The organism is Archangium lansingense, from assembly GCF_026626635.1.
Lineage (GTDB): Bacteria > Myxococcota > Myxococcia > Myxococcales > Myxococcaceae > Archangium > Archangium lansingense.
Map to the genome: position 1 here is coordinate 1,758,787 of NZ_JAPNKA010000001.1, position 25,847 is coordinate 1,784,633.

At 69.4% G+C, this 25,847-nt stretch carries 15 protein-coding genes; 7 read left to right on the forward strand and 8 right to left on the reverse strand.

Translation table 11 applies throughout. The features are described from left to right. Positions 1 to 378 precede the first annotated feature (378 nt). Entirely contained in the window at positions 379 to 5,682 is a 5,304-nt protein-coding gene (locus OV287_RS07155) for a trifunctional serine/threonine-protein kinase/ATP-binding protein/sensor histidine kinase (protein ID WP_267533236.1), read from the forward strand. Between the two features lie 134 nt (positions 5,683 to 5,816). On the opposite strand, the gene OV287_RS07160 is transcribed toward OV287_RS07155, so the two are convergent. After that, positions 5,817 to 6,326: a hypothetical protein gene (locus tag OV287_RS07160; RefSeq protein WP_267533237.1), complete on the reverse strand. Its 510-nt coding sequence runs from the start codon at positions 6,324 to 6,326 to the stop codon at positions 5,817 to 5,819. Positions 6,327 to 6,572: 246 nt separating this feature from the next. On the opposite strand from OV287_RS07160, the gene OV287_RS07165 reads away from it, so the two are divergent. Next, positions 6,573 to 8,201 carry an acetate--CoA ligase gene (locus OV287_RS07165; RefSeq protein ID WP_267542306.1) on the forward strand — a complete coding sequence of 543 codons (1,629 nt, stop codon included), beginning with the start codon at positions 6,573 to 6,575 and terminating at the stop codon, positions 8,199 to 8,201. Between the two features lie 105 nt (positions 8,202 to 8,306). Here OV287_RS07165 and OV287_RS07170 read toward each other — a convergent pair whose 3' ends face one another. Genes OV287_RS07170 through OV287_RS07185 form a run of 4 tightly spaced genes read right to left on the reverse strand, consistent with a single transcriptional unit; the run spans position 8,307 to position 16,049 of the window. After that, a complete protein-coding gene (locus OV287_RS07170) occupies positions 8,307 to 9,779 on the reverse strand; it encodes a complex I subunit 4 family protein (protein ID WP_267533238.1) in 1,473 nt (490 codons plus the stop codon). A gap of 1 nt (position 9,780) precedes the next feature. After that, positions 9,781 to 11,199 carry an NADH-quinone oxidoreductase subunit 5 family protein gene (locus OV287_RS07175; RefSeq protein ID WP_267533239.1) on the reverse strand — a complete coding sequence of 473 codons (1,419 nt, stop codon included), beginning with the start codon at positions 11,197 to 11,199 and terminating at the stop codon, positions 9,781 to 9,783. Continuing rightward, positions 11,186 to 14,377, reverse strand: a complete 3,192-nt coding sequence (locus tag OV287_RS07180) for a YbcC family protein (RefSeq protein WP_267533240.1) — start codon at positions 14,375 to 14,377, stop codon at positions 11,186 to 11,188. Before OV287_RS07180 ends, OV287_RS07175 begins: the two co-directional genes overlap by 14 nt. 22 nt (positions 14,378 to 14,399) lie before the next feature. Further along, positions 14,400 to 16,049 (reverse strand): SulP family inorganic anion transporter, encoded by a 1,650-nt coding sequence (locus OV287_RS07185; RefSeq protein ID WP_267533241.1) that lies wholly within the window; start codon positions 16,047 to 16,049, stop codon positions 14,400 to 14,402. Between the two features lie 385 nt (positions 16,050 to 16,434). Here OV287_RS07185 and OV287_RS07190 point away from each other — a divergent pair, with 385 nt between their 5' ends. Together OV287_RS07190 and OV287_RS07195 are read left to right on the forward strand one after the other, a co-directional pair. Next, positions 16,435 to 17,013: an RNA polymerase sigma factor gene (locus OV287_RS07190; RefSeq protein ID WP_267533242.1), complete on the forward strand. Its 579-nt coding sequence runs from the start codon at positions 16,435 to 16,437 to the stop codon at positions 17,011 to 17,013. Beyond that, positions 17,010 to 17,654, forward strand: a complete 645-nt coding sequence (locus OV287_RS07195; RefSeq protein WP_267533243.1) for a hypothetical protein — start codon at positions 17,010 to 17,012, stop codon at positions 17,652 to 17,654. The genes OV287_RS07190 and OV287_RS07195 overlap by 4 nt, the downstream gene beginning before the upstream one ends. 60 nt (positions 17,655 to 17,714) lie before the next feature. On the opposite strand, the gene OV287_RS07200 is transcribed toward OV287_RS07195, so the two are convergent. Further along, on the reverse strand, positions 17,715 to 19,019 hold the full coding sequence (locus OV287_RS07200; protein ID WP_267533244.1) for a hypothetical protein: 1,305 nt from the start codon (positions 19,017 to 19,019) through the stop codon (positions 17,715 to 17,717). 190 nt (positions 19,020 to 19,209) lie between these two features. Between OV287_RS07200 and OV287_RS07205 the strand changes: the two genes are divergently transcribed. From OV287_RS07205 to OV287_RS07215, 3 genes are all read left to right on the forward strand, one after another. Next, positions 19,210 to 20,673 (forward strand): sensor histidine kinase, encoded by a 1,464-nt coding sequence (locus OV287_RS07205; protein ID WP_267533245.1) that lies wholly within the window; start codon positions 19,210 to 19,212, stop codon positions 20,671 to 20,673. Next, positions 20,670 to 22,061, forward strand: a complete 1,392-nt coding sequence (locus OV287_RS07210; RefSeq protein WP_267533246.1) for a sigma-54-dependent transcriptional regulator — start codon at positions 20,670 to 20,672, stop codon at positions 22,059 to 22,061. Before OV287_RS07205 ends, OV287_RS07210 begins: the two co-directional genes overlap by 4 nt. Before the next feature lie 65 nt (positions 22,062 to 22,126). After that, complete coding sequence (locus tag OV287_RS07215) at positions 22,127 to 22,942, forward strand: hypothetical protein (protein ID WP_267533247.1); 816 nt, start codon at positions 22,127 to 22,129, stop codon at positions 22,940 to 22,942. Positions 22,943 to 23,100: 158 nt separating this feature from the next. Here OV287_RS07215 and OV287_RS07220 read toward each other — a convergent pair whose 3' ends face one another. Both OV287_RS07220 and OV287_RS07225 read right to left on the reverse strand, forming a co-directional pair. Then, positions 23,101 to 25,368, reverse strand: a complete 2,268-nt coding sequence (locus OV287_RS07220; RefSeq protein ID WP_267533248.1) for a S41 family peptidase — start codon at positions 25,366 to 25,368, stop codon at positions 23,101 to 23,103. A 93-nt stretch (positions 25,369 to 25,461) separates the two neighbouring features. Then, positions 25,462 to 25,743 (reverse strand): hypothetical protein, encoded by a 282-nt coding sequence (locus OV287_RS07225; RefSeq protein WP_267533249.1) that lies wholly within the window; start codon positions 25,741 to 25,743, stop codon positions 25,462 to 25,464. Positions 25,744 to 25,847 lie beyond the last annotated feature (104 nt).

Genomic DNA, 25,847 nt, shown 5'->3' on the forward strand with positions numbered 1-25,847 from the left:
GCTCGGTCACCCTGGGCGACCCTCAGATGGGACCAGACCCGAGTGGGTTCTGCAATGCAGGAGTGTGTCCTCCGAGCGCGCTTCCTCCCCCGCAGAGCGGCCGCATCGAGAAAACACCCCTGGACAAAGGCCCGATATGGCCTGCTCGCCCCTCTGCTCCCCACCCAGGCTCCTCTGGAGGCCGGGGAGCCGGACCCTGCTTCCCATCCGTTGCCGATGTTGAAGCCGAGGGTCCTCACCGCGGGGACCGCCCGCGGCGGCACGCACGTGTGCCAGGGCCTCGGGGGCGAGCGTCGCGAGAGCGCCGCGCTGCACTCGTCAGGGCGGCGTGCGTTTCGGAGGTGGTATGTCATGGTGGAAGAGCAGGCCCCCCACACTATGAGCATCATTTCTCTCCTCCCTGGGTACACGCTCCAGGGCCCCTTCCAGGAGACGGGGGGCAACCTCCTCTACCGAGCGGTTCGTGATGCCGACGGGCTGCCCGTCATCGTCAAGACGCCACGTGCCTGGCACCCCGGCCCGCGCGAGCGCGCCCGCTACCAGCGCGAGTACGACTTCCTGCGGCACCTGCGGGGCACACCCGGAGTGCTCACCGTCCACGCGCATGAGGTGCTCCAGGATCGGCCCGTTCTTCTGCTGGAGGACGTGGGGGGCAGCGCCCTCTCGGAGCGGCCAGGCCAGCCCCTCGAGCCGTCCCACTTCCTCACGTGGGCCCTCTCCCTGGCGGCCACCCTGGCGGAGGTCCACCGGCGTGGCGTCATTCACAAGGACATCAAGCCCGCCAACATCCTCGTGTCCTCGTCGGGAGCGGCCTGGCTCATCGACTTTGGCATCGCCACCCTGCAGCGGGTGGAGCACGTGGATGCCGTCCTCCAGCACCAGCTCATCGAGGGCACTCCGGCCTACATGTCCCCGGAGCAGTCGGGGAGGATGAATCGCGCGGTGGACTACCGCACGGACTTCTACTCGCTGGGCGTGTCGTTCTACGAGGTGCTGACGGGGCGGCTGCCCTTCCGCGGGCAGGACGTGCTGGAGTGGTTCCACGCTCATCTGGCCCAGGCTCCCGTGCCTCCGCACCGGGTGGTGTCGTCCATTCCCCCCGCGCTCTCGGCGGTGGTGATGAAGCTGTTGGCCAAGGTGGCCGAGGAGCGCTACCAGAGTGCCGAGGGGTTGCGGGCAGACCTGGAGCGCTGCCAGGAGGCGCTGCGTGATGGGACGCTGGAGCCCTTCCCCCTGGGCAGCCGGGACGTTCCCGCCCGCTTCCAACTCCCCCAGCGGCTGTACGGCCGCGAGGCGGAGGTGGACTCCCTGCTGAAGGCCTTCGAGCGGGTGGCGCTCTCGGGGCGCACGGAGTGGATGCTGGTGCGTGGCTACTCCGGCATCGGCAAGTCCGCCGTCGTCCGCGAGCTGCACCGACCCGTGCTGCGGCAGCGTGGCTTCTTCCTCAGCGGTAAGTTCGACCAGCTCCAGCATGACGTTCCCTACTCGACCCTGGCCCGGGCCATCCGGGAGCTGGTGCAGCAGTTGCTGGCCGGCAGCGACGAGGAGGTGGCGCTCTGGCGTCAGCGGCTGCTGGAGGCCTGGGAGGGCCATGGCCAGGTGCTGGTGGACCTGGTGCCCCAGCTCGAGCGGGTCGCCGGCGCGCAGCCCTCCCTCCCCGAGCTGCCCCCCGTCGAGGCGCGCAACCGCTTCAACCGCGTCTTCCAGCGCTTCCTCGGCGTCTTCGCTACCCCCGAGCGCCCTCTCGTCTTCTTCCTGGATGATCTGCAGTGGGCGGACTTCGCCAGCCTCGAGCTGCTCCGGTACATCTCCACGCATCCGGATACGCCGCCCCTGCTGTTGATTGGCGCCTACCGGGACAACGAGGTGAGCCTCTCGCACCCGCTGGCGCGGACCCTGGCGGAGGTGCGCGAGGAAGGGGGGCGGTTGGGGGACATCCACCTGGCCCCCTTGTCCCTGGAGCAGACGCAGCGGCTGGTGGCCGATGCCTTTCCCGGGGCTGGTGAGGCGCTGGTGGTGCCCCTGGCGTCCCTCGTCCAGGAGAAGACGGGGGGCAACCCCTTCTTCCTCCTCCAGTGGCTGCAGACGCTCCATCAGGACGGATTGGTGGTGCGGGCCTCGGAGGGCGGCTGGCGCTGGGACGCCGAGGGCGTCCGGGCCAAAGGGTATTCGGACAACGTCGTCGACTTCATGGTGGGCCGCCTGCGGCAGTTGACGGAGCAGACCCGCGAGTTGCTTCGGCTGGCCGCGTGCGTGGGCAATGTCTTTCCCGTGCAGATGCTGGCCTTCCTGTCGCACCAGGAGGTTTCCCAGGTGGAGCAGGGCCTGGAGCCGGCGCTCCAGGAGGAGCTGCTGGTGCGGGTGGATGCGGAGCGGTACCGCTTCTCGCACGACCGCATCCAGCAGGCGGCCTACAGCCTCCTCTCCGAGGAGGAGCGCAAGGCCGTCCACCTGCGCGTGGGCCGCCTGCTGTTGGAGCGGCTCTCACCGGAGGAGCTGCACGAGCGCCTCTTCGAGGTGGTGGGCCACCTCAACGCGAGCGTGGAGTTGATGAAGGATGCCGCGGAGCGCTCCCGCCTGGCGCACCTGAACGCCGAAGCGGGTTGGAGGGCCAAGGCCGCCAATGCCCACCGCTCGGCCGTGGCCAGCTTCACCATGGCCTTCTCCCTGCTGCCCGGCGATCCCTGGGAAGAGGAGGGGGAGCGGGTCTTCAAGCTGCGCCTGGCCCAGGCGGGCAGCGAGGTGATGAGCGGCAACATCGCCGAGGCGCGCCGGTTGGTGGAGGACCTGCTGCCGCGGGCGCGCACGCGCGCGGAGATGGCGGAGGCCTATCACTTCAAGAGTGATCTGCTCGTCTCGTCCAGTGATGCGGAGGGCGCCGTCGCCTGCCTGCTGGAGTGCCTGGAGAAGTTCGGCATGCCCCTGCCGCTGGAGCCCTCCTGGGAGGAGGTGGTGGCCGCCCACGAGGAGGTGTGGTCCCTGCTGGGTGCGCGTCCCATCGAGAGCCTCCTGGAGCTGCCGCCCCCGACGGACCCGGACCTGAGGGCGGCCATGAGCGTCCTCTCGGCCCTGTTCGCGCCTTCCTTCTTCAGCCGGAGGAACCTGCTCCTCCTCCACATCTGCCGGATGGTGACGCTCTCCATCCGCCATGGGAACGTGGAGTCCTCCGCGCACGCGTATGCGTGGTTCGGATTCCAGAGCATCAACATCTTCAAGCGGTACCGGGAGGGGCTGGCCTTCAGCGACATCGCGTGCCGGCTCGCCGAGCGCCAGGACAGCCCCGCCTTCCAGGGCGAGGCGCTCCATGCCCGGTCGATCAATGGGGTCTGGGTGCACCCGTTCTCTTCCTCGCGGGAGTTCATCCACAAGTCCCACCAGCAGTCCGTCCTGGCCGGGGACTTCCGTAATGCCAGCCTCTGCTTCAATCACAGCACGCTGCTCCCCCTGGCCATGGGGCGCGAGCTGGAGGACGTACAGCGGGAAGCCGTGGTGGGGTTCGACTTCGCCTCCAAGGTGGGATTCGGGGACGTCGCCCACATGATGGGCGTCTTCCAGCGCTACGTGGCGCAGCTGCAGGGGCGTTCCGACTCCTTCTCCTCCTTGAACGGAGAGGGTTTCGATGAGGCGGCCTTCGAAGCGAGGCTGGCCGCCGGGAGTCTGCTCCCGCTGCGCGCCAGCTACGGCATCGTGAAGATGATGTCGCGTTTCATGTGCGGCGCTCACGAGGAAGCGCGCCAGGCAATCGAGCTCGTCAAGGAGCTGCTCTGGTCGATCGCGGGGCAGGTCTACGATTACCTCCATCACCTGTACCGGGCGCTGACCCTGGCGGCGTGTTGCCGGGACGCTCCACCGCCGCGGCGGAGCGAATACCTGGCGGACATCGAGCAACACCACCGGCAGCTCGCGGAGTGGGCCGGGAACTGCCCGGAGAACTTCCGCGCGGCCGAGAGACTGGTGTTCGCGGAGCTGGCGCGCCTGAACGGAGAAGTGGAGAAGGCCCACCGCGCCTACGAGGAGGCGCTCCAGTCCGCCCGCGAGCAGGGCTCCCTGCAGAACGCGGCCCTGGCATGTGAGCTGGCGGCGCGCTTCTGGAAGGAGCGGGGGATGTCCACCACCGCCCTCCTCTTCATCCGCGAGGCCCGCGAGGCCTGGAGTCAGTGGGGGGCCGAGGGCAAGGCGCGGCACCTGGATGGGCAGTGGCCCGCGCTGGCTTCGTCCGTCGTGAAGCGCGAGGGCTCCAGCACCAGCTACGACACGGACACCAACCACCTGGATGCGCTCACGCTGGTCAAAGCCCAGCAGGCCATCTCCAGTGAGATCGTCCTGGAGCGGCTGGTGGACACCCTCATGCGGGTGGCCCTGGAGACCGCCGGAGCCCAGCGCGGCGCGCTGCTGTTGCTGCGGCAGGACACGCTGGAGGTGGCGGCCCTCGTGGACTCCACCTCCGAGCGGACCTCACTCCTGGAGGAGACGGCCCAGCGGCTGCCCTGGTCTCTGCTCACGTACGTGCGGCGCTCGGGAGAGCACGTCCTCCTCGACGACACCGCCCAGCCCCACGCCTTCTCCAACGACCCGTACTTCTCGCACGGTACGGCCCGTTGCCTGCTGTGCCTCCCCCTGGGACGTGGAGAGGCGCTCGGCGGGTTGCTGTACCTGGAGAACGACCTGGCCACCGGGGCCTTCTCCCCGAGCCGCATCGCCCTGCTCAAACACCTCGCCTCCCAGGCCTCCATCTCGGTGGAGAACGCGCGCCTGTACGAGGAGGTGCGGCGGGCCGAGACGGCGCTGCGCCGGTCCAATGACGAGCTGGAGCGGCGCGTGGAGGAGCGCACGCGCGAGCTGAAGCAGGCCCAGTCCCATCTGGTGGAGACGGCGCGCATGGTGGGCATGGCGGAGATCGCCTCCAACATCCTCCACGAGGCTGGCAATGCCCTCACCAGCGTCGTGGTGGACTCCGGCATGCTCCGCTCGACGGTGGAGGCCTCGCGCGTGAGCCAGGTGAGGCGGATCGCCGAGCTGCTGGCGTCGCAGCGTGAAGGACTGGCGGACTTCCTCTCCGGGGATCCGCGTGGTCGCCTCCTGCCGGACTACCTCACCATCCTCGCCGGGGAACTGCTGCGGGAGCAGGCGGCGCTGCAGCGGGGCCTGGAGACCCTGGATGGGCACGTGGACAGGGTGCGAGCCATCATCCAGATGCAGCGGGCCCATGCGAAGTCCACGCTGCTGACGGACGAGTACGACCTGGCCGCGCTGGTGGAGGAAGCCCTGCGTCTCCACCAGGTGGCCTCGCGGCAATCCCAGGTCACGGTCACGAAGGAGCTCGCCGCTCTACCCCTGGTGAGGGTGGACAGGCACCGGGTGTTGCAGATCCTCCTCAATCTGCTCAGCAATGCCCGCCGAGCCCTGGAGCCCGTTCCCGAGGCGGAGCGGCGCCTGCGGGTGCGGTTGGCCGCCGAGGGCGAGTGGGTCCGCATCCAGGTGATGGACAATGGAGAGGGCCTGGCGCCGGGAGTCCGCGAGCGCCTCTTCACGCAGGGCTTCAGCACGCGCAAGGACGGCTATGGCTACGGCCTGCATGCCAGTGTGCTGGCGGCCCAGCTCATGGGAGGACGGCTGACGCTGGAGAGCGATGGGCCGGGAAAGGGCGCCATCGCCACCTTCGAGCTTCCCTTCACGCCTTAATCCCCGTCAGAAAAGTGACCAATGTTCCCTCTCCCGGGGGGAGAGGGGAAATTACCGCGGGCACTCCTTCACGGATCTACTTGAAAGGGATCAACCAGGACAGCTCGGCGTGGACGATGGGATTCATGAGGCGCTCAGACGTCCGCGGGCGCGTCGTAATCGGGCGTGAGGTCGATCACATACGCGGTGAGCAGGTGGTAGATGATGACGTTGCTCACCCAGAAGAAGATGGCCGGGAAGCTCACGTAGACGAGCGTCGTGCCCGGCCACACGTGCAGGTGCTTCCCGGTGAGCTCCACCGCCATGAAGCCGCCCACCCACTCGCCCACCCAGCACACCACCGAGGCGATGGCGACGCGCGTCCAGAGCTTCATGCCCTTGGGATGGAACCAGTAGTAGTGCAGCGTCCACATCAGGAACACCGAGCCCGCCCAGAGCACCATGCTCCCGAACGAGAACCAGCCGTAGGGCGAATCCGGGTACACCCAGCCGTACGTTCCGTTCACCGCCTTCCACGCCTGGTTCTGGCTCAGCTCCAGCAGCCAGAGCAGCGGGGCGATGTAGAGAATCTGGGTGGCCAGCACCCGGGCATAGAGGCTGAAGGGGCGGCGTTGGGCGCCGGCGGGCAGAGCAATCGCGTTCATCGCGTTCCTCGGGGAAGGTCGGGTTGGGTGACGTGACAGCCACTGCTTGCCCCAGTGCAGACCCCGCCGCTTCTCCCGGGCCGTCAACTGCTTTCATTCTGGCGCCAGTGCCCGGTGCTTTGCCAGCCCGTGAACGATTGTTCCCCGGTTCGGGAGGAACGGACGGCTCACGGGAGGGGGCGTCCGTGGCAGGCTCGGGGAGTCCTTCGACAGGAGCGAGTCGTGTCCACACCCTCACCGCGCAACATGACCGACTACGAGGCGACCCGCCGAGCCTTCCAGTGGGAGCGTCCCGAGTACTTCAACTTCGCCATGGACTTCGTTGACCGCTGGGCGGCCGAGCGCCCTGACGCTCCCTCGCTTCAGTGGAGTGACGAGGCCGGGCACACGCAGCTCTTCACGTGGAAGGAGGTGAAGCAGCGCTCGCTGCATGCGGCGCAGTTCCTCACCAGTCAGGGTCTGCGCAAGGGCGACCGCGTCTTCGTGATGATGCCGCGGATTCCGGAGTGGTGGTTCCTCGTGCTGGGCTGCATCCGGGCGGGCATCGTCTTCATGCCGGGGACGCCCATGCTCACCGCCAAGGACATCCGCTACCGCCTGGTGGCGGCGGATGCCAAAGGCGTCATCTCGGAAGCGAGCTGCCTGGATCGGTTCGAGGGCCTGGTGGGGACAGGCCGCGTGGAGACCTGGGTGGCGGTGGGGAATGCGCCCTCGCCCTGGGTGAGCTACGCGTCGGGCGGGGCAGACACGAGCCACCACGGGGCGCAATTCGAGCGCACGCGGGCGGATGACCCGATGCTCATCTATTTCACCTCGGGCACCACGGGCATGCCGAAGATGGTGCAGCACACGCAGGCCAGCTATGGCCTGGGGCACCAGATTACCGGCCGCTACTGGCTGGACCTGACGCCGGAGGACCGGCACCTGACGCTGTCGGACACGGGCTGGGCCAAGTGTGCGTGGGGCAAGCTGTTTGGTCCGTGGAGCCAGGGCGCGTGCAACGTGGTGTATGACTTCCGAGGGCGCTTCGACGCGACGAAGATTCTCCGGATGCTCGAGCAGCAGCGGGTGACGACGTTCTGTGCGCCGCCCACGGCCTGGCGGGCGCTCGTGCTGCAGGACCTGTCGCAGTACGACCTGTCCTCCATCCGGCATGCGCTGAGCGCGGGCGAGCCGCTCAACCCCGAGGTCATCGACACGTGGAAGCAGGCCACGGGGCTGCACATCCGCGAGGGCTACGGGCAGACGGAGTCGGTGATGATTGTGGGGATGTTCTCCGCGCTGGAGCCGAGGGTGGGCTCGATGGGCAAGCCTTCTCCGGGCTTCGACGTCTCCGTCATCGACGGGGAGGGGAAGGAGGTACCGCAGGGCCAGGAGGGAGACATCGCGGTGCGGGTGAAGCCGGTGCCGCCGGTGGGTCTCTTCACCGGCTACCTCAATGATGACTCGGCCAACCTGGCGGCGTTCCGCGGCGATTGGTACGTCACGGGAGACCGGGCGGTGAAGGACGCGGACGGCTACTTCTGGTTCGTGGGGCGCAGTGACGACGTCATCAAGACGTCGGGCTACCGGGTGGGGCCCTTCGAGGTGGAGTCGTCGCTGCTGGAGCACGCGGCGGTGGCGGAGTCCGCGGTGGTAGGCGTCCCGGACGAGCGCATCGGTCAGCGCATCAAGGCGTACGTGGTGCTGGCACCGGGGTTCACGGGCTCGCCGGAGCTCATCGTGGAGCTGCAGGAGTACGTGAAGAAGACGACGGCCCCGTACAAGTACCCGCGGGAGATCGAGTTCGTCACGGAGCTGCCCAAGACGGTGAGCGGGAAGATTCGCCGCACGGAGCTGCGGGCCATGGCCCAGCAGCCAGCGAAGAAGGACTGAGCCGGCCTTTGATGAATACGGGCCAACCCGCTTCAGGGATGTGACCGAATGTTCCCTCTCCCTCCGGGAGAGGGGAAATGGCCGCAGTTGTGCGAGAAGGCCCGCTCAGTGGGAGGCGAGTGCTGGACCGTGACTCCCGGACTCGGCGTGCCCCGTGCTGGCCGCCGGGCCCGCCAGTGCCGACACCTCGTGCTCGCGCAGGCGCAGCAGCGGCCCGGGGAGGATTCCTCCCAGGAAGGCCAGCACACACAGCGCCAGCGCGGCGATCCGCTCGCGCGGCAGCAGGTCCTCCACCGTATCGAGCACCGACGCCTGGCCGTGGGCCGGCGTCCCGAGGAAGGTGCGCTGGAAGGCGCGCAGGAAGGTGATGCCGTTGATGGCGGTGGTGAGAAGCAGCGGGAGAGCCACCAGCGGATGGGCCCCGAGGATGCCGTGGAGCAGCAGGTCCTCCCCTACGAAGCTCATCGAGCCCGGAAAGCCAAGGCTGGCGACGCCGAGCAGGAAGAAGAGGGCCGCCATTCGCGGGCCGCGGCGCACCAGGCCGCCCAGTCGCGTCATGTCCGTGGTGCCGGTGCGCGCCTCGATCGCCCGAACCACCAGCATCAGCCCCGTCAGCGGCACCGCCGCGGCCACGCTCTGCAGCAGGGCTCCCGCGATGCTCTCGGTATTGCGCTCCGCGAGCCCCGCGAGCATCAGCCCCGACTGGCTCACCAACAGGAAGCCCACCGTGCGACGCAGGTCCATCTGTGCCAGCGCAAGCACCGCCCCGTAGAGCGCGCCGAAGAGGCCCAGGCCCTCCAGCAGCGGGCTGGCCGCCTTCCACGCCTCCGGAAGCAGTGGCATCGCCACTCGCACCAGCAGGTACAGCCCCGCGTGGACGTTCACCATCAGCAGCCCCGCTCCGAAGGGGCCACGCGCCAGCAGCACGGGCAGCCAGGAGTGGAAGGGCACCACCGCCATCCGGAAGGCCACCGCCAGCATCAGCAGTGCGAGAATGGCCGTCTGCCGCGGCGCAGGCACCCCGCGCGCGAGCAGCTCGGACAGGCCGAGCGGCGTCTCCGCCCCGGACTGCCAGCCCGGCAACCCCAGCAGAACCACCGCGGCCACCAGTGGCAGTGAGCCCGCCAGCAGGTAGATGCGGAAGGTCCGCAGCGCCCGCGCCTCGGGCTGCGCCTTCGCCCGGCGGGAGATGAGCACCTCGGCCGGCAGCACCATGGCCACCCAGAAGAAGAGCATCAGTCCCAGGTGCTGCGTGCAGAAGAAGCCCAGTGCGGCGCTCTCGGTAAGCAGGAGGGCCCCGAGTGTCCCGCGGTCCAGCATCTGGCGGGGACCGGCCGCCACCAGCCCAAGGGTGAGCAGCGTGGCCAGCAGGATCGCCACCATGCTCATCCCGCTCATCCCCGCCCCGCCGGCCTGGAAGAGCACCAGCACGCCCAATGCCAGCACCAGGGTGAGGGCCGCCACCGTCACCGCCACCCGGCGGGCCCGCTCCGGCGAGTACACCCGCCAGAGCGCCGCGCCGCCCAGCGCTGGCAACGCCACCAGCATCGACAGAAGAGGAATCAAACCCGCTCGCATGTCACACCACTCCTGTCGACTCGTTACGCGAGGTCTCGTTGGCCGGACGGCGCTCAGACGCCACCGGGCCAGGCTCCGCCGCGCGCGGCATCCAGCCGCTCAACAGCCCCACCCACATCCGCTCCGCCTTGTCGATCCACGTGCCAATCCACAGCAGGGGGCGCAGCGCCCACTGCTCGTGGAGCACATCCAGCGCGAAGCGCTCGAGCGCCAGCCGGTAGAAGCGCTGCCGCAGGCTCTCGGGCAGCACGTGGTGGGCCACCGCCACTCGCGGCGGCTTCTGGCCCTGGATGGCCGAGTGCCGCGCCTGCACCTCACGCAGGGCGGACGGGGCGCGCAGCAACTGCAGGCAGCGCAGGCAGGCGTGCGCCACCAGGTGCACCAGCGCCAGCCGGTACCACCCCAGGCCCACCTCGGCGAACATCAGTCCCACCTGGGTGAGCACCGCATAGGCCAGCGCGCTCTTCACGTCCGTCTGCACCCGCCACACCAGCGTGGCGTGCAGTGCCGTCAGCAGGCCCACTCCCACCAGCACCGCGGACGCCACCGGCGAGCGCTCCAGCAGCGGCGCCGCCCGCAGCAGCAGGTACAGCCCCGCATGCACCGAGAGCGCTCCATAGAAGAGCGCGCTCGAGGGCGTGGGACCCTCCATCGCCCGCGGCAGCCAGCTGCTGAAGGGAAGCTGCGCCGACTTGCCCATGGCCGCCAGCACCAGGCACAGCCCCAGCACCGTCGCCGGCCCCACCCCCAGCACCACCGACGGGCCCGGCCAGGCACTCTCGCCCAGCGCGTCCATCCACTCCGCGCTCCCGGCGTAGTGGTGCAGCAGCACCACCGCCAGCAGCAGCCCGATGTCACACAGCCGGTAGATGGTGAAGGCCTTCAGCCCCGCCCGCACCGGCGTCGACCGCTCGTGGAAGAAGCCAATCAGCAGCGCCGAGGTGAGCCCCACCAGCTCCCAACCCACGAACAGCAGGTCGATGCTGCCCGCCTCCACCAGCAGCAACATCCCCGTGGCGAAGAGCGCCAGCAGCAGGAAGAAGCGCGTGAAGCCCAGCTCCCGGTGCAGGTAGTTCACCGAGAACCGGCCGATGAGCAGGGTGATGGCGCTCGCCAGCACCATCATCGTCACCGACAGCTTGTCCACCAGGAAGGACACCTCGAAGGTGTACGTCCCCGTGGAGAACCAGGGGGCCACGTCCACCATCAGCAGATCCTGGTGGTGCGTCGCCATGAAGAGCGCCGTCAGCACCGAGCCGGCCAGCGACAGCCCCAGCGCTCCCTGCACGCACCTGCTCACCGTCCGCTCGTGCGGCGTGCGGTGCACCAACGTCACGAGCCCAAGCCCCAGAAACGCGAGCAAGGGCCAGAACGGAACGGTGGTGGCAATCCACCCCACCATGACATCACTGAGCTGCATGATTGGAGTCTCCCTGAGGTGAGGAGAGGGATTGGATCAACGCCGGAGACAGGAAGTCCCTCTGCCCGCTGTACCAATCGGGCGAGGTGGCTACCACCGGCAGCTGTTCCGACGGAGGGGCAACCGGGCGGAAGCCCTGGGGCGTGAAGCGAGACATGGCGCCCGTCTCCGGGTCCACGCTCACGAGTTGTATCCACCCGTTGCCGACAAGCTCGCGAATCGGGGCCTGGCGCTCGTAGATGGCCGAGAGCGTGGCCACGCTCGCCTCCACCACGACGAGCAGGCGCATGGGCTCGTGGATTTCGATCATCTGCCGGGGCAGCCCGGTGCGCAGATCGCTCTCCACTCCGTCCATCACCCCGAGCAGGCTGGTGAGGTTGTGGGGCAGCTTGGTGCCACAGCCGTAGCGGTCATTGTCGACGCACGAGAAGTAGTACTCGAGGTTGATGCCGGCGCCCACCGGGCCCACCGCCAGCAGGATGCGCTCGAGGATGGCCCCCGTGGCGTCGCGGGCGGGGTCGTACGAGACGAGGAAGGCGCGCCGGTCCAGGAAGAGGCCGCGGGTGAGGGCGCGCCGGCCCACGATGCAGCTGGCATTGGTGACGTGGCCCAGCTCGGGACGGGCCTGGCTGAGGTCCACCGCGCGCTCCTCCACGTGGCGGAGCGCCGCCCTGGGGGAGAGTCGAGCCGGAGCGGACTCGAAGCGCCGGCAGCGCTCATGCGCGGAGAGGGCTCGTGCCTCGTCCATCGCCCGCCGCAGCTCGTCCAGCTCGCCGCGCAGGGCCCGGGGCACCTCCTCCGTGTCGTAGAGCACCACCTCGTCCGTGGTGGTGTTGTGCATCCCGCCGATGAACCAGGTGCCCGCGGGGATGTGGATGCCGCGCTCGCGCAGGAGCGCCCGCACCTCGGGCCGGTTGGCCATCTCCGCGAAGAGGCGCGCGTTGGCTCCGCCGTGGCGTCCGCCGCAGGCGCCGCAGTCATAGGCGGACATGTGCGGGTTGTTGACGCTCACCGCCCCGTGTCCCAACAGCACCACCAGCGGGGCGAAGCCCTCCACCAGCCCCACGTTCTCCAGCAGGTTGGCCACCCGGTCCGCCTTCTCGGCCAGGCTGAAGCCTCGGGCCTTGCCCACCGCGGGCGTGGGCTGCGACTCGTCCCGCAGGCTCGCCAACCGCGTGCGCGGCTGGGGCACCATCCGTGCGGCGAGCGCCCGGCGCATCCGGTCCACCTGGTGCGGGAAGACCACGTGCAGTGGCAGCAGCAGCGCGGAGAGCAGTCCCACCAGCGGCGTCAGCAGCCAGCCGAGCTCCAGCGAGTGCGCCCCGCCATGCAGCCAGTGGTCGAAGCGGGCCCACAGGGCGCGGACCCGCGCGCGGGCCTGCGCCAGGTGCTCGTGCTCCGGGTGAGGGTGCTCCACCACCTCGTGCGCGGGGGTCACCACCACCGGACACAGCGAGGCATGGCTCGCGTCATCCAGGCCCCGGTAGTCCATGGCCACGCCGTAGAAGCCCGCCACGCCGAACGTGTCGTGCACGGGGCTCAGCTCCTCGAAGTGCCGGCGGATGCCCTCCTCGCGGTCATCCAGGCAGAAGAACACCTGGAAGCGGGCGTTGCGCACCGTGCGCAGCGACTCCGGGCGGCGCCGGTTCTGGTCGAGGCCGTGCAGCACCTCCATGCGGTAGTGGTGCTCGTAGGCCTCCTGCCACACGCGGCGGCGGGACTTCTCGTCGAAGGACTCCAGCCATCCGAGCAGGGCACGGCGCCGGGACAGCGGCAGCTCAGTCACATCCAACGCGGAGAGGCTGGCGAGCTGTGCGAGCTGGAAGAAGCGCCAGCTCCCTTCCTCCTGAGGACGCTCCTGGGTGGCCTGCCGAGGAGGCGTGCTCCGCACGTGCGCCAGCAGCCCCGAGAGGGGGCCCGTGTAGTCCAGGCGCCGCCGGGCCACGTCACGCAGCGCATACAGCTCCAGCGCGAGGCGCACGGCGAGGAAGTCCATCAGCGAGGCCGGAGGCGCTCCTTCCGGGCGGTCCGCGGGGGTGTGCTCCAGGCGGTTCACCATGCCGGCCCATCCGGGCAGGGCCTGCAGCACTCGGGTGAGGTACCCCTCCCACTGCTCCGCGGGCACGCCAAGCGTGTCGAGCGCGGTCAGCACCGCCTGCTCGGAGGTCGTGCCCTGCCGCTCGGCCTCGGTGAGCTCCTCCGTCAGCCCCTCCAGCCAGTGGGGCAACACGCCGCTGCCCCGCAGCTTCAACGCGCGCCACGCGGCATACAGCCCGCGCTCCCGCTCCGGCATGGGCCAGTGCGACACCCCCTCGTCGAGGAAGGCCGCGCAGGCGCGGATGAGGTGCGGGTGCACCAGGTCAGCCGGGTCTTCACCCGTGACGTCCCGCAGCACCTCTCGGTGGCTGCGCACTGCCTCCGGAGCCGTCGCCTCCTGGGCTCGCGAGGGCTCCGGCACGAGCAGCGGCTGCTGGCAGGCGGCCCACAGGGCGCTCACCGCGAAGGCCTCCAGCTCCTTCGCCAGACGCTCGCGCAGCGAGGGCAGGCTGCCATTGCCACCGAAGGCCGCCGCCAGCTCCCGCGTCACCGCCTTCGGGTCCGCCGACTTCCACGCCGGCCCGAGCAGCGCCGCCGCCAGGTCGTTCATCGTCCAGTCCTTGCCCACCCGCTCCAGCCAGGTGCGCAGGCCCGCGGTGGAGCGCTGCAGCAGCCGGGCTCGCGCCGCCTCCGGTACGTCCGGGCGCAACCGCCGCGAGGAGGTCTGCTCCGTCATCTTCCAGCGCAGCGAGGCCGGCGTCTCCACCGGCATCGCGTGGCGCAGCGCCAGGCGCTCCACCTCCAGCCGGGTGAGGGAGCCGGGGGAGAGCTCGTCCACCGGTGCTCCCGCATGGCGCTCGGCCAGGGCCGCCTCGAGGTCCTCGGCGGTGATGCGGCCGTTCCGGTACAGCTCGCGGTAGCGCGCCTCCGGCAGGTAGCCCTCCGTTCCGAAGACGGCGCTGGCGGCCTCCACCGCCTCGTGGAAGGGCTGGTGCTGGAAGGCGTGCAGCGTGTTGTGGTGCACGAACACGCTGATGGGTCCCTGGACTGGCAGCAGGTGGGCCGTGTGCGCCAGCACCTCACGCAGGTGCTGGCCTCGGTCCGCCGGAGTCCCATGAGGGGAGGTTCGGGGGTGGCTCATCTGAAGAACTCCTGTCTCAGGATTATTGGGCGCCGATGGGGGTGGTACCGGGGAGCTTCTTGCGCGCGGCCAGCGGGTGTGCGGAGAGGCCGCGGTGCTGCTCGAGCCCGCGGATGCGCAGGTGGCGCCCCGCTCGGGCGAACTCATCCTCCAGCTCGTGCAGCCGCTCCATCACCGTGTGGTCCACCAGGCGTGCGTGCTCGAAGTCCAGCTCCACGTGCTTCGCGTGGGCGTGCCGGGAGATCTGCTTCTTGAGCTTGAGGTAGTTGCTGAAGACGGCCGCCTGCCGCACGCGCAGCACCACGCCCTCCGCGTGCGGATGCTCCTCGATGACGGGCCGGAAGAGGCCGCCGAACGGCGCGCCGTTGAGCAGGTGCATCACCAGCTTCAGGACGATGCCCGCGGCCACGCCCACCAGCAGGTCCGTCGCCAGCGTCACCACCAGCGTGAAGCTGAAGATGGTGAGCTGATCCACGCCGATGCGGAACGTCTTCACGAACTCGCTCGGCGAGGCCAGGCGCACGCCGGTGAAGATGAGCATCGCGGCGAGCGCGGCCAGCGGAATCCGATGGATGAGCATCGGCGCGAAGGTGACGAAGAGCAGCAGGAAGAGGCCGTGGAAGAAGTTGGACAGCCGGCTCTTCGCCCCGTAGCCGATGTTGGCCGAGCTGCGGACGATCTCCGAAATCATCGGCAGGCCACCGATGAGGCCGGCGATGAGGTTGCCCACGCCCGTGGCCAGCAGGTCCTTGTCCAGGTCCGAGCGGCGCTTCTGCGGATCCAACATGTCCACTGCCTTGGCGCTCAGCAGCGACTCGATGCTGCCCACCAGGGCGAACATGACGATGTACTTGAGCGAGGCCCCGGAGGTGACGACGGAGAAGTCCGGGAAGGTGACGGCGGACAGCAGGTTGCCCGGCAGATTGACGAGGAAGTTGGGGCCCACCGAGTACACGCTCTGGGAGAAGGTGAAGGTGTGCTCGTGGTCCAGGTCGAAGTAGAGGCCCAGCGGCACCGCGACGAGCAGCACCAGCAGGGGCGCCGGCACCCGCTTGAGGAACGCCACCTGCTTCGACAGCGCCATGTGCCCGAAGAGCAACACCAGGCTGATGACGCCAATGAGGGCGATCTCCGGGTTCATCCTCGCCAGGCTCTGGGGAATCTCGCCCAGCAGCGCCAGCGGCTCCTTGCTCTTCGGCGCCACGCCCAGGAGCGTGTGGGCCTGCTTGGAGCAGATGATGACGCCGATGGCCGCCAGCATCCCGTGCACCACCGAGGAGGGGAAGAAGTCCCCGAGCTTCCCGGCCCGCATCAGTGCGAAAACAATCTGTATCACCGCCGCCACCACGATGGTGGCCAGGGCTCGGCGGTAGCCCAGGGACATGTCCCCCTGGCCCAACTCCTGCACAGCGCCGATGGCAATGACGATGAGACCCGCGGCTGGACCTTTGATGGTCAGCCGGGCGCTCCCCAGCCATGAGGCCAGGACGCCGCCCACCACCGCAGTGAGGATGCCGGAGACCGGGGGAAAGCCACTCGCCATGGCGATACCCAGGCAGAGGGGCAGCGCGATGAGGAAGACCAGGAAGCCTGAGACGAGGTCACTCTTCCAGGTCGACGTGTCCGCCTGGCTGGGACGCTGCTCGGGAGACGGCGTGGAGGGCGATTGCATTGGATTGAATACTCCTCGTGCACACAAGCCGGCGGTCCGAAGGGGATCGCCGGACTTCTGCATCGGACGCATCGAGGACGGGACAAGCTGCGCGCCGGTTCCAGCGCTGGATTTTTTCTCCGTCGCTCGTTCGCACTCCGGTTGGGCATGCGGACGGGCGAGGGCTCGCATCCGTTGGTTTTCACGGCGCTTTGGCTCGAACCCCAAGAAATCGAGATGCGCGGGAACCAGCTGACGGTTCATTCCATCTCGAGAGAGGACACCATGAAGAGGCGAGGTGCTCGCGGGGCCGGAAGGGACGGCACACCCAGCGGGCAGAGGGATGGGACAACAGGCGGCCAGGTGGATGGAGGTCACGGCGGGGGGTGGGAGAGGCAGGGGCAACGTGGCCCATAACGAGCAGGCCCGTTTCGAGACCGAAGTGGAGGAGCTCATGCCCCGGCTGCACCGGTTTTGTCTGGCGCTGTGCAGAGACCGGGAGGAAGCGGAGGATCTGCTCCAGGACTCCCTCGTGCGCGCGTACCTCCACCGGGACAGCTACCAGGGGCACGGCTCCTTCTTTGGCTGGCTGTGCGGAATCATCCGCAACCAGTTCATCGAGGGTCGGCGGTCCGCCGCCCGGCGCCGCTCCCTGCTGGACAGCGTGCTGGAGGGGGCGTCCTCGGTGCTCGGCGCGCTCTTCACGGGCGGGGTGGAGCATCCGGACCCGGAATCCCAGGCCTGCCAGTCGGAGCAATCGGCGCTGCTGCTGCGTTGTCTGCACTCGCTGCCCGAGAAGTACCGGCTGGTGGTGTTGCTGTGTGACGTGGAAGAGCTGGGCTACGAGGAAGTAGCCTCCATCCTGGGGCTGCCGGTGGGGACGGTGAAGAGCCGCCACTCCCGGGGACGGGCTCAGCTGGGAACAGCCTTCCAGGCCGAGTTGGACCAACAGCCGTGCGTCGCGCGCACAGGAGGAAGCCCGTGAGCAAGGACGATGAAACGAAGCTGCCGCCGCTGCCCGACGAAGCCCGCATCGCCATCCAGGCGTTCCGTGCCGAGCGTCCCTCGCAACAGGCCCGGTTCCGCATTCATGCGGCGCTCCAGGCGGCCGAGTCCAGCAAGGCCCTGCCGCAGCGCTCCCCGCCGCCTCCCAAACACGCGCCCTGGCGTTCCTCCGCCGGGCTCCGGGTGTTGGCGGGGGCGGTGCTGACGGGGGCGCTCATGCTGGGGGTGACGGTCCAGCTCGACGGCGGCAATGACACTCAGTTCGTCTCGGGCGAGTCCCTTCCGTCCCGGCACGTGTCCATCCAGCTTCCCAAGGATGGCTTCGGCTGGGTCGAGCTCCCCTGGAGCATCGACGCGCACCCCAAGGGCATGGCCATGGTGCACATGGAGACTCCGGCCGAGATGAACTTCCACGAGCACCACGCCGAGCATCTCCCCTCCCTGCAGCTCGTGAGCTGCGAGGGGAATCGCTGCCTGCACCAGTTCGAGGCCCAGACCGGGCCGTCCGCCCAGCCGCTGCGCGTGCGCATCCACAAGCCCGGGCGCTACGAGTTCCGCGTCTCGCACGCCTCGGACGACCGTCACATCAACGAGCACTTCGTGGTGGAGGCGGAGCACTGACGAGCCTGGCCCTCCGGCTCGTCCGTGCAGGTGAGGCCGCACTCCGGGGCGGCGCCTGTCTCAGAAGTTGAGCAGTGCGCCCGCCTCGAGGCCCAGCGACGTGCGCTCCGACCCGGTCCGCCCCTGGTCCATCTGCAGCAGGCTGAAGCGCGACTGGAAGAGGAATCCCTCCAGCACAAGGGCCAGCTTCTGGGCGGGCCTGAACTCATAGCCCAGGCGCACCGTGCCGTTGTGCACCAGGCCTGGTCCGTTGCTCGCGAGGGTGGCGCTGCTGAAGGCCGGCGGCGTGCCATCGCCCGACTGGGCGCCATAGCCGTAGCTGGGCAGCACCTTCGAGGCGTCCAGCACCTTCTGGTAACCCGCCATCCCGTAGACGGCGTGCCGGTCCGTCAGACTCTGGCGCACCGAGATGTAGCCACCCACCTCCTGGAGATCATCGGAGAGCCGGCCCTGCGCCAGCGACAGCACGCCCAGGTTGGCGGCGTTCTGCCCGAAGTTGAGCTCCATCCGCACCTGGGTGTTCGCGCTGGGGGCGAGCTCGGAGAAGAGGGCCGCGGCGAAGGCGTTGCTGATGCGCTCGTCCGGTTCGCCCAGGTTGAAGGGCAGCCGCGTGGCGATGGCGGATGCACCCACCCTGCTCTTGCCGAACTTGTACGCGCCGCGCACCGCCAGGGTGGGCAGGGTTCCAATCTCCAGCGACGCCGCCTTGGCCGTGTTGTTCGGGGTGGGGAAGCCCACCGCCGCTCCCAGCTCGAAGTCCGGGGCGTTGTAGACGTACTTGAGCTGCTGGCGCATGAAGCCGGAGTTGCCCGACTCGAAGAGGGCCCCCACCAGGTTGATGCCGTGCGGGTTGAGGGGGGCGTGGAGATCCCAGTCCTGACCCATGGAGAGCTGGTGGCCGGGAGCGAAGGAGTAGTCCACTCGGGCGATGCGGACGCGGGGCAGGCTGGCCGTGGTGGGGGTGGACTTGGCGAAGTCCACGAAGTCGATCTCGAGCTGCGCCCGCAGGGGCCCCTTCTCGTTGAGCCAGAAGCCGACGCGCGACTGCGCGACCTGGAAGGTGTAGCGGGCCTTGTCCGGAGCGACGGAGAGGACAGGGTTGCCCGCGGCGGTGACGGCCACCGCGTTGGGCTGGCTGAAGGACTCCATCGCGCCGGTGGAGGCCACGAAGCGCGGGTTGAACATGCCGTAGAACCGGAAGAAGTTCCCATCGTCCACGGCGGGTGCGGCGGCCGGCTGGGCCGGGGCAGGCTGGGAGTTGGCGGTCGGGGTGGCCTCCGCCGGCGTGGGGGCCTGGGCGGATGCACTGGTGGCGGTGCAGAGCCCACCCGAGACGAGCAGGGCGGCGAGTCGAGCATTCTTCATGGCTTCTCCTGGGGGGATGGACCGGTATGACGGTCCCGTGCGACGAGACGGCACGGGATGCGTCGGGGTTCCATCCGCCGCTAGGAGGGCGCCGCGGGGGGCGCTCGGGACATTCCGCCCCACGGGGCATTCTGCCCCTAGCTATCGGACAGGTTGGACAGGACGGGGCGGGCGTGCTGTGGAAGGTGGCATGAAGCTCGCACGGAAGCTCGTTTTCGCCCTGGTGCTGCTCGCCTTCGTGGTCATCGCGGGGCTGGAGACAGTGGAGGTGCGGCGAGAGCTGGCCCGCTCGGCTCAGGACATGCAGCATGATCATCGGCTGCTCGGCCACACGTTGGGAGGCTCCTTCGTCCGGGCCTGGGAGTTGGAAGGTGAGGAGCAGGCGCTGACGCTGCTGTCGCAGGCCAACCGCTTCCAGGAGCAGGTGCAGTTGCGCTGGCGTTGGCTGGACTCTCCCGAAGTGGCGACGCTGTTGCCCGAGCAACGGGCGGAGCTGCTCGCGGGGCGGGACATCTCCTTCGTGGACGAGCGACCGTTGCCGGGCGTGCTGCGCTCCTTCACCCCCGTGAGCCTCGGCTCCAGGCAGGGGCTCATTGAGATCGCCGAGCCCCTCACCGAGCAGCACCTGCACTTGCGCCAGACGGTGGTGGGCGCCGCGGTGGCCACCGGCGCCATCTTCCTGGCCTTCCTGGTGGTGGCCATGGCCATGGGCCGGCGGCTGGTGGGCCGTCCGGTGGAGCAACTCGTGGGCCTGGCGCAGCGCATCGGCCAGGGAGACCTGGAGGCGCGGGTGCACCTGCGTCAGCAGGACGAGCTGACCACCCTGGCCGATGCGATGAACCAGATGGCGGGTGGACTGGCGGCCGCGCGTGCGCAGGTGACGGCGGAGACGGCGGCGCGCCTGGCCACGCTCGAGCACCTGCGGCACGCGGATCGGCTGGGCACGGTGGGGAAGCTCGCCTCCGGCGTGGCCCACGAGCTGGGCACTCCGCTCAACGTGGTGCTTGGCCGGGCGAAGATGATTGCCTCCGGGGAGGCCGAGGGAGACGAGACGCAGGAGTCCGCCCTCATCATCACCCAGCAGGTGCAGCACATGACGGGCATCATCCGCCAGCTTCTGGACTTCGCCCGGCGGCGCACGCCTCAACGGGCCCCGGAGGACCTGGCCGAGCTGGTGGCGCGCACGCTGAAGCTGCTGCACCCGATGGCGACGCGGCGCGGCATCATCCTCGCCAGCGAGGCCGAGGGGCCGCTGCTCCTGGAGGTGGACGGCGGGCAGATTCAGCAGGCGCTCACCAACCTGGTCGTCAATGGCATCCATGCGATGAAGCGCCCGGGGACGCTGCGGGTGCGGCTGGGCCGTGCGCGCGCTTTGCCTCCGGTGGAGTTGGGCGGCCCCGAGGCCGAGTGGGTACGAGTGGACGTGGTGGATGAGGGCGAGGGAATCTCCCCGGAGACGCTCCCGCGCGTTTTCGAGCCCTTCTTCACCACCAAGGACGTGGGCGAGGGGACGGGCCTGGGCTTGTCCGTCTCCTACGGGCTCATCCGGGACCATGGAGGATGGATATCCGTGAGCAGCGAGCCCGGGCGCGGGAGTTGCTTCTCCATCTTCCTTCCACCCGAGGCCCGCGGGCCTCAGGAGGCCGAGGCATGAGTGCGACGAAGGGCCGCATCCTGGTCGTCGAGGACGAGCGCGAGATGCGCACGCTGTTGGAGAAGGGGCTGGCACGCCGGGGGTTCGTCCCCACGGGGCGGGGCAGCGCGGACGAGGCCTTCTCGCTGTTGGGGGAGGAGGACTTCGACACCGTGCTGACGGACCTGCGGATGCCGGGCATGGACGGGCTGGCGCTGTGCGAGCGCATCGTCCTCAACCGTCCGGACATTCCGGTGGTGGTGCTGACGGCCTTTGGCACCCTGGAGACGGCGGTGGCCGCCATCCGGGCGGGGGCGTACGACTTCGTCACCAAGCCGGTGGACGTGGATGCGCTGGTGTTGGTGCTGGAGCGGGCGGTGCAGCACCGGGCGCTGCGCGAGGAGGTGCGCCGATTGCGCCAGGCCCTGGGGGATGTGTCCGCGGATGGGCGGGTGGTGGGGGAGAGTCCGGCGCTGCGCCGGGTGTACGAGTTGATTGACCGGGTGGCGGACTCGGACACCTCGGTGCTGATTACCGGGGAGAGCGGTACGGGCAAGGAGGTGGCCGCTCGGGCCCTGCACGCCCGCGGCCGGCGCAACGAGGGGCCCTTCGTGGCCATCAACTGCGCGGCCATGCCCGAGCAGCTCCTGGAGAGCGAGCTGTTCGGCCACGCTCGGGGCGCCTTCACCGATGCCAAGGCCGCGCGCACCGGTCTCTTCATCAAGGCCAATGGCGGCACCCTCTTCCTGGACGAAGTGGGGGAGATGCCCCTGGCGCTGCAGCCCAAGCTGCTCCGGGCCCTGCAGGAGCGCACGGTGCGTCCGGTGGGAGGCGACTCGGAGTTGCCCTTCGGCGCGCGCATTGTCGCCGCCACCAACCGCGACCTGGAGCTGGCCGTGGAGGAGGGGCGCTTCCGCGAGGACTTGTACTACCGGCTCAACGTCATCGGCCTGGAGCTGCCCCCGCTGCGCGCTCGCGGCAATGACGTGCTGATGCTGGCCCAGCGCTTCGTGGAGCAATTCGCCGTCCGCAGCGGCAAGCGCGTGGTGGGGCTCAGCCCCGCAGCGGCCCAGCGCCTGTTGGCCTACTCCTGGCCCGGCAACGTGCGCGAGCTGCAGAACTGCATCGAGCGCGCCGTGGCCCTCACCTCCTACGAGCAGCTCACCGTGGAGGATTTGCCCGAGCGCATCCGCGACTACCGCGCCCCGAGTCACCGCGCTCAGGGGGATGATGTGTCCGAGCTGGTTTCACTCGAGGAGATGGAGCGCCGCTACATCCAGCGTGTGCTGGAGACGGTGGGGGGCAGCCGCACCCTGGCCTCGCGCATCCTGGGCGTGGACCGTAAAACCATCTATCGCAAGCTGGGCCGACGCTACGGCGGCGCCGAGGACAAGGACGACAAGGCCTGAGCGCGGCTCCCGCTGTCTGGCATACCGCGTGCTTCCTCCGGGGCTCCCCCTTGGAGGCGGTTGCGATGTTCCAGAGACACCAGCAGAAGACGCAGGAGCGTGGTTCCCCCGTGATGAGCGTGCGCCCGAGTGCCGGGGCGGCTCGCTTTCTCACCCTGGCCGCGGGGTTGTTGCTCACCCCCGTGGCCCTCGCAGAGCCGGCGGACGCTACGGAGGAGAACCGCGCCAGCATGGATCGCTTCTTCCCGCTCTCGGAGAGTGCGGCGACTCCTCCCACGTACGTGCGCGCGGAGACCGCGGGCCAGGCCACGTCGAGCGAGGGAATGGGCTACGGCGTCTCGCAGCGGGTGGAGCTGGTGGTGGTGCGGGGCCTGTCGCTGCGCGTAGGCGCGGAGCTGCGCAACACCGAGAATGGCTTCACGCCGAGCGCTCAGGCGAAGTACCAGTTCCTGCGGCAGGGGGAGCAGGGGCTGAACATGTCGGCGGGCCTGCGCTACAAGCAGCAGGGCTTCCAGTCGACGGGTGGTGAGGCGGAGGCGTTCGTGGCGGCGGGCAAGCGCTTCGGGAACGTGCTGGCCACGGCGAACTTCGCGGTAGGCCGCGAGCTGTCGAGCCCGGAGGGAGATGTCGAGGGCCACCTGGGGCTGGGCTATCTGCTGATGGAGAACCTGGTGGTGGGCCTCAACGCGCGCTACCAGCACGAGTTCGAGACGGAGAAGGCGGGCCGTCACCCGGGCCGTGAGTTCGAGCTGATGAGCGGAGCGATGGTGGGCTACGGCATCGGCATCGCGGAGCTGTCGTTGCTGGGCGGCTATTACATGCCGCGTGCCTCCAACGCCGCCGGACCGATGGGAATGCTGAGGCTCGGGCTCAACTTCTGAGCAGAAGCGCCCTCTCCCTCTGGGAGAGGGCGGGGGTGAGGATAGTCCCTGCGTGTAGACCCTCACCCTGACCCTCTCCCAGAGGGAGAGGGGATGTTCCTACGGACGCGAGTCGGACGGGGGCTCCTCCCGGATGTGAGGGCCGTGCCCTTCGCGACTCAGTCGCGAAGCGTTGAGATCGCCCGCTCGAGGACCTCGTCCCGTCCCGCGCGGATGCCCTTCACGGTGGGCCGCACCTCCACATCCGGAGTGACTCCCACGCCCTGCACCGGACGGCCATCCGGGTAGAGCAGGAGCTGGCCCGTGAAGAGGACGCAGACGGCCCCGGGCAGGCACACGTTGGTGGTGTCTCCCACTGCGCCCGCGGTGGGCGCTCCCACGAGCCGGGTGCCCGCGGCGGCCTGGAGCATCATGGCGGTGTACTCGGCCTGACTGGAGGCGCGCTCGTCCACGAGCATCACGGTACGGCCGGTGTAGCGCGGTGGGGTGGCTTGGGAGATCTCCGTGTCGGAGAACCGCAGTTCCTGGCGCTGGCCGGAGGACACCAGGGGCCGGGCGACCACCGCCGCGTGCCTGGCGCCCTTCACGTTGAGGCGGGGCGCCAGCGCCCACGCCGTGCTCTGGGGCTGGCCGCGCATGTCGAAGATGATGCCGCGAGTCCCCTTCAAGGCTTCCAGCATCGGATCGAGCTGCTCCACCCGGAGCAACCGCAGGTCGACATAGCCGAGGTTGCCCTCGAGCTTCCGGTAGGGCTCGCCCTCGGCGGAAGGTTTCCGGAAGGGCGCGAGGAAGGCGCGGGAGCGGGGCAGCTTCAGCTCCTTCTGCCTGCCATCCGCGGACCTGACGCGCAGCGAGACTTGCGAGCCATCCGGTCCGGCGAGCAGCATCTCCGCCACCTTCAGCGAGAGGGCGGCGGGCGTCGAGGCCGCGAGGTGACGCCGGAGGAACTCGGCCCGCTCCTCCACGGGCTGTCCATCCACGGTGAGCAATTCGTCTCCGACGACGAGCCCGGCCTCGCGAGCCACGTTGGCATCGAGGAGCTCCGTCATCAGGGGGCGGCCCTCCACGTAGCGCGGGAGGATGGGAGCGGTCGCCTCGCCCAGCGTGCGGAAGACGGTGCCGCGCTCGGCCAGGAAGATGTGGCCGTCATGGACGCGGGCGGACAGCTCGTAGAGCGTGAGCGCGTAGGCGCGGGCATCCGTGGCCTCGCGGGCCTTGCGGAGGAACTCGGGCAGCACCGCGTCCCAGTCGCCGAGCGCCTTCGGGTCGGGGTGGAAGTAGCGCATGACATTCCAGAAGCGGCAGATGGCCAGCGTCCTGAGCCCAGGGGATGGGTACTCCTGGTCCGCGTAGGTCTCCTCCGCGTGCCACGTGGGCACTCCGGCCCGTTGTGTGGCATGGCGCGCGAGAGTCTTCGCCTTGCTCGTGCGGACGAGCTTCAGCGCGGCCTGGATGGCGGGGCCCTGCTCTCCCTCGTCGGCGCTCGCGGGCACGGTGACATCCGCGCGCAGGCCCTGTGAGCCCTGGGGAAAGACGAGCTCGGAGGTGCGCACGACGGCGCGGTGGCCACCCGCGAGGGGCAACTCCATCGTCTTGACGGCGGAGCTCTCGTCGAGCGCTCCCTGGGCGACGAGGAAGGTGCGGGACGAGGAGCCCACCATGGCCAGCAGCAACGGAACGAGCGGGGTGCGCGCGTTGACGAGGAAGGCCACGGAGCGCTTGAGGGCACCGGGCGCGGAGGCGAAGCCCTCGGCGAGCTTCAGGTCCATCGTGGTGCCGTAGCCGCCCGAGGTGGCGCCGAATTGAATCCGGTAGCCCGAGTGCTGGAGGTACCGCTCACCCGGGCCGGTCACCGGTTCGGAGGGCAGCGCGCCCGCGAGGAAGCCCAGGGCCTGGTCCATCCAGATGGCCTCGTCGGCACCACTGGCTCGGAGGTCCACGACGACGCGGCGGGCCTTCGCGAGCTCGGGGCCCAGCGAGGACACCGCCAGGTAGAGCTCCTGGAAGTTCCCGAAGCGGCGATCGAGGTCCACCACCAGCACGTCCCCCACCTGCCGTGAGAGGGGCGTGCTCCCCGCGCTCGGAGCGGGGGCGGACGGTGCCTGCCGGGCGACCTGCGTCACCGGGTCACCGAGTCCGCCGAGCATCCCCTGGAGGGTCTCGGAGAGGGCTTCGGGGGAGCGGGCCTCCATCACCCGGGGCGCCGTCTCCACCAGCGCCGCGTCCCAGTCGATGTCCCGGGAGGGCAGGGCGGGATGGAAGTGCTCCACCGCGCCCCAGACGCGGCAGAGCGTCGCGAGTCGCGCATCGGGAGTGGCCTCCACGAGCTCCGGAGTGCCCTCGGCCGCGGGAGCCGCACGCGCGGCGAGTCCCATGATGAGTGCGACTAGAAAAATCGCTCCTGGCTGACGGCGAACCTGTGTCATGGCCATGCTCCCTCTCGCGAGTGTCGCCGCAGAGACACCGGGAGGAGCCAGAGGTTCCCGAGGCCTGTTTTTCGGCCGGCGGGTTGAGATGGATCAGCCGCGCGCTTTGCCGCAGAGCAGCCTGGCCAGGCCGTAGACCAGGCTTGCGTAGATGGCAATAATCAGCAGACAAGCCGGCCAGCTCGGCACGGCGACCCACTCGCCGGAAGTCAAGCCGAGCGGGCGGAGCATGGGATTCCACACCAGCAGCAGAAGCACTGCGGGCGCCGCCAGCACGCTCAGGCATTGCTCCAGCCAGCGCGGCGGTCCCAGTGCGAAGGATGCCACTGCCCCGATACTGAGCACAAAATAGGCTGCGGTGATGACCGCGGCCACGGCCGGAACTCGTCGGCGTTTCATGGGTTCTTTCAGCGCGTTTGCCGCGGTGCGCGGGCGTCCCGGATGTCGCTCACGCCGTCGCGATTGATGTCGCGGCGGTC